Source organism: Sphingomonas sp. Leaf38, from assembly GCF_001421825.1.
Classification (GTDB): Bacteria; Pseudomonadota; Alphaproteobacteria; order Sphingomonadales; family Sphingomonadaceae; genus Sphingomonas.
The window spans coordinates 207,329-210,992 of the sequence record NZ_LMLD01000008.1; the positions used below are offsets into that span (position 1 = coordinate 207,329).

The following is a 3,664-nucleotide window of genomic DNA, read 5'->3' on the forward strand; positions in this document are numbered from 1 at the left end:
TGCGCACGGTCCCCCTCCCCGTCCCGGGGAGGATTTTTGCGAGCGTCTTCATGCGAACTGCGCCTTTGGCTTGGACGGCGCACCGACCGGGATCCGCGAGACAGGCGCGTCGAGGCTCTCGACCAGATCGGCCAGATCGCTTGCGGCATTCGGCCGCCCGCAACTGCGCGCGCGGCCCGCCGCGTTCTGCAACGCGGCCGGGTCGAGCCCGAGTTTCTGCATCTGCTTGGCCAGTTCCACTGCGGTAAAGTCTCCCTGCGCGATCGTCCGCGCGCCGCCGGCCCGAGTCATCTCGCGCGCGTTCACGGTCTGGTGATCGTCGGTCGCACTCGGCAACGGCACCAGGATCGCCGGACGCCCCGCCGCGGTCAGTTCCGAAATCGTCGACGCACCCGCGCGTGCGATCACAAGATGCGCCCAAGCGAGCTGTTCGGGCATATCGGGAAGATACGTAGCCAGCTCGGCCGGGATCTGATGCTCGGCATATTTCGCGCGCACCGCATCGATATCCTCGATCCGCGCCTGATGCGTCACCTGCAGCCGCCGCCGGAACGTGACGGGCAGCATCGCGAGGCCATCGGGCACCACCTGCGACAGGATGCTCGCGCCCTGGCTGCCGCCGGTCACAAGCACGCGGAAGATCCCGTCCTCCTCGAGCAGCGGATAGGGCCGCGATCGCAGCGCCAGCACCGCCTCGCGCACCGGATTGCCGACCAGATGCGTCTTGCCCAGCAGCTTGAGTGCGAGCCGCTCGGTCGGCTCGGACGAGGTCGCGATCGCATCCACCCGCCCCGCGACGAAGCGGTTCACGCGCCCCAGCACCGCGTTCTGCTCGTGCACAGCAGTCGGGATCTTGTCCGCAAACGCCGCCAGCAGCGCGGGCAGTGCCGGATAGCCGCCAAACCCGATCACCGCCGCCGGCTTGAACGTCGCGTACAGTTCGCGCGCCATCGCCCGCCCGCGCCACATCTCGCGCGTCGCCTTCGCCCAGCCGAGCGGCCCGCCGGCAAAGCGGCCCGCGGGCAGGACATGCGTCTGGATCTCGTCGAACAGCCCGGGAAAGCGCACGCCGCGCGCGTCGCTGACCAGCGCGACGCGGTGGCCGCGCTTGGTCAGTTCGGCCGCGAGCGCCGCTGCCGGGACCATGTGTCCGCCGGTGCCACCGGCCGCCAGGACATAATGCCGAGGTTTGTTGACGTTCATTCACCACTCCAGCGGACGACATAAGGGCTCCGCGTGAGAAACGGATTGCGCCGGGTGAACGCCAGCAGCAACCCCATGCCGACCGAAAGCGCGATCATCGACGATCCGCCATAGCTGATGAACGGCAGCGTCATGCCCTTCGACGGCGCGAGCCCAGTGTTCACCGCCATGCTCACCAGCGCCTGCGCGCCGAACTGCGTGGCAAGCCCCGCCGACGCCAGCAGCTTGAACTCGTCCTGCTCGTCCAGCAGCTTGACGAACACGCGCACGACGATCGCCAGGAAGATTACGGCGATCACCGAACAGGCAATCAGCCCGAATTCCTCGCCGATCACCGAGAAGATGTAATCGGTATGCGCCTCGGGCAACCCGAACTTCGCCGCGCCCGCGCCCGGCCCGGTCCCGGACCAGCCGCCCGCGGTCAGCGTATTATGCGCCGCGTTGGTCTGGAAATGATCGCCCGCACCCTCGCCCTCGACGCCCGGAAACAGGAACGCGTCGATCCGCGACCGCGCCACGCCGTAGAAGACATAGGCCGCGACCAGCCCCGCCGGCGCCATCGCGATCAGCCCGATCAGCACCTTGGCGGGTGTCCCCGCGATCATCAGCAGCGCCAGCCACACCGAACAGAAGATGATCGTCTGGCCGAAATCGGGTTGCAGCATCAGCAGCACCGCGACGCCCGCGGTCATCGCGCCGGTGATCAGTACCGTCGGCAGCTCCGAATCCTTCACGCGCAACGACAACAGCCACGCGACCGTGACGATGAACAGCGGTTTCAAAAACTCGGACGGCTGGAATTGCGCGAAACCGACGCCGAGCCAGCGCCGCGCGCCGTTCGCCTCGACGCCGATAAACGGCGTCACCATCAGCATCAGCACGAACAGCGCACATCCGCCGATCGCCATCCGCCGCGCCATCGACACGGGCATCATCGACACGCCGATCAGCACCGGCAACGACACGCCGACCCACATCAACTGCCGCCAGAAATAATAGAGCGGCGCGATCTTGTGATGCTCGCCCGAATAGCGGACCGCGCTCGCCGGCGACGCCGCCGCCACCGCGATCAGCCCGATCGCGATCAGGAACAGCGTCAGCAGCAGCAGCATCCGGTCGATATCCCAGAACCACGTGCCCAGCGGCGACTGATCGCCACGCCCGCCACGCCGCTTCATCTTCGCGACGATCCCGTTCTTCGGTGTGCCCATATCCATGGCCCCAGCGCGCATATCAGTCATGCCAGCAACTCTACCGCGGCACGGAACGCCGCCCCGCGCGCTTCGTAATCGCGAAACTGGTCGAAGCTAGCACAAGCGGGGGACAACAACACCGTGTCGCCGGGCTTGGCGTTCGCGGCGGCGCTGCGGACTGCTGCGTCGAGCGTGCCGACGGTCTCGACCGGCATCGACCCGCCCAGGATCTCGGCGAATTTCGGCCCGGCCTCGCCGATCGTGTAGGCGCGGACGACATGCCCGAATGCAGGCCGGCACGCGTCGAGGTCGTCCCCCTTCGCGCGCCCGCCGACGATCCAGTGGACCCGGTCGAACGCGGCGAGCGCGGGCGCGGTGCTCTCGGGATTGGTCGCCTTGCTGTCATCGACATAGGCGACGCCGCCATAGGACGCGATCTGCTGCATCCGGTGCGGTAGCCCCGTGAAGCTGGCGAGCCCGCGATCGATATCGACCTCGCTCACGCCCAGCGCCTTGGCGACAGCGATCGCGGCAAGCGCGTTCTGCGCGTTGTGCGGCCCCTGCAACGCGGGCCAGTCGCCCTGAAACATGCACACGCCGGGCGCGATCTTGGTCAAATGCTCGCCCTTGGCGGACAACCCGCGCGCGATCGCAGCGGACGGCGCATCGCCGATCCCGATGATTGCGTCATGCCCGGCCGACTGCATCGCGAACAGCCGCGCCTTGGACGCGGCATAGCCCTCGAAGCCATCATACCGGTCGAGATGATCGGGCGTGATGTTGAGCAGCACCGCGACGTCGCAATCGAGCGTCTGCGTCAGATCGATCTGGTAGCTCGACAGCTCGAGCACATAGACCCCGCCCTCGGGCAGCGCCTCCTGCTCGAGGATCGGCAACCCGATATTGCCGCCCATCAGCGTGGGAATGCCGGCGGTCTCGAGAATGTGATGCACCAGCGCGGTGGTCGTCGACTTGCCGTTGGTGCCGGTGATCCCGACAACCTTGTGCGGCGGCAGGTCCGCGCGGGCTTGGGCGAACAGCTCGATATCGCCAATGACCGGAACGCCCGCGTCGCGCGCGACCGCGGCCAGCGGATGCGTATTCAACGGCACCCCCGGCGACACGACCAAAGCGTCGAACCCCGTTAGGTCATCGAGCGGTGCAACACGCAAATCCTCCCCGACACGGGGAGGGGGACCGCCAGCCAAAGGCTGGGGGTGGAGGGGGCCATCCGCAGGCGCAACGCCCGGAACAGCCCCCCCCCCCCC

General features: G+C 67.7%; 3 protein-coding genes. All 3 read right to left on the reverse strand.

Translation table 11 applies throughout. The features are described from left to right. Positions 1–48 precede the first annotated feature (48 nt). Genes murG through murD form a run of 3 tightly spaced genes read right to left on the reverse strand, consistent with a single transcriptional unit; the run spans position 49 to position 3,604 of the window. Positions 49–1,203, reverse strand: coding sequence for an undecaprenyldiphospho-muramoylpentapeptide beta-N-acetylglucosaminyltransferase (gene murG / locus ASE88_RS02080; protein WP_056474782.1), 1,155 nt, complete (start codon positions 1,201–1,203; stop codon positions 49–51). After that, complete coding sequence (locus ASE88_RS02085; protein ID WP_414893267.1) at positions 1,200–2,420, reverse strand: FtsW/RodA/SpoVE family cell cycle protein; 1,221 nt, start codon at positions 2,418–2,420, stop codon at positions 1,200–1,202. Before ASE88_RS02085 ends, murG begins: the two co-directional genes overlap by 4 nt. A gap of 20 nt (positions 2,421–2,440) precedes the next feature. Then, positions 2,441–3,604: a UDP-N-acetylmuramoyl-L-alanine--D-glutamate ligase gene (gene murD / locus ASE88_RS02090; RefSeq protein ID WP_082466074.1), complete on the reverse strand. Its 1,164-nt coding sequence runs from the start codon at positions 3,602–3,604 to the stop codon at positions 2,441–2,443. Positions 3,605–3,664: the final 60 nt, after the last annotated feature.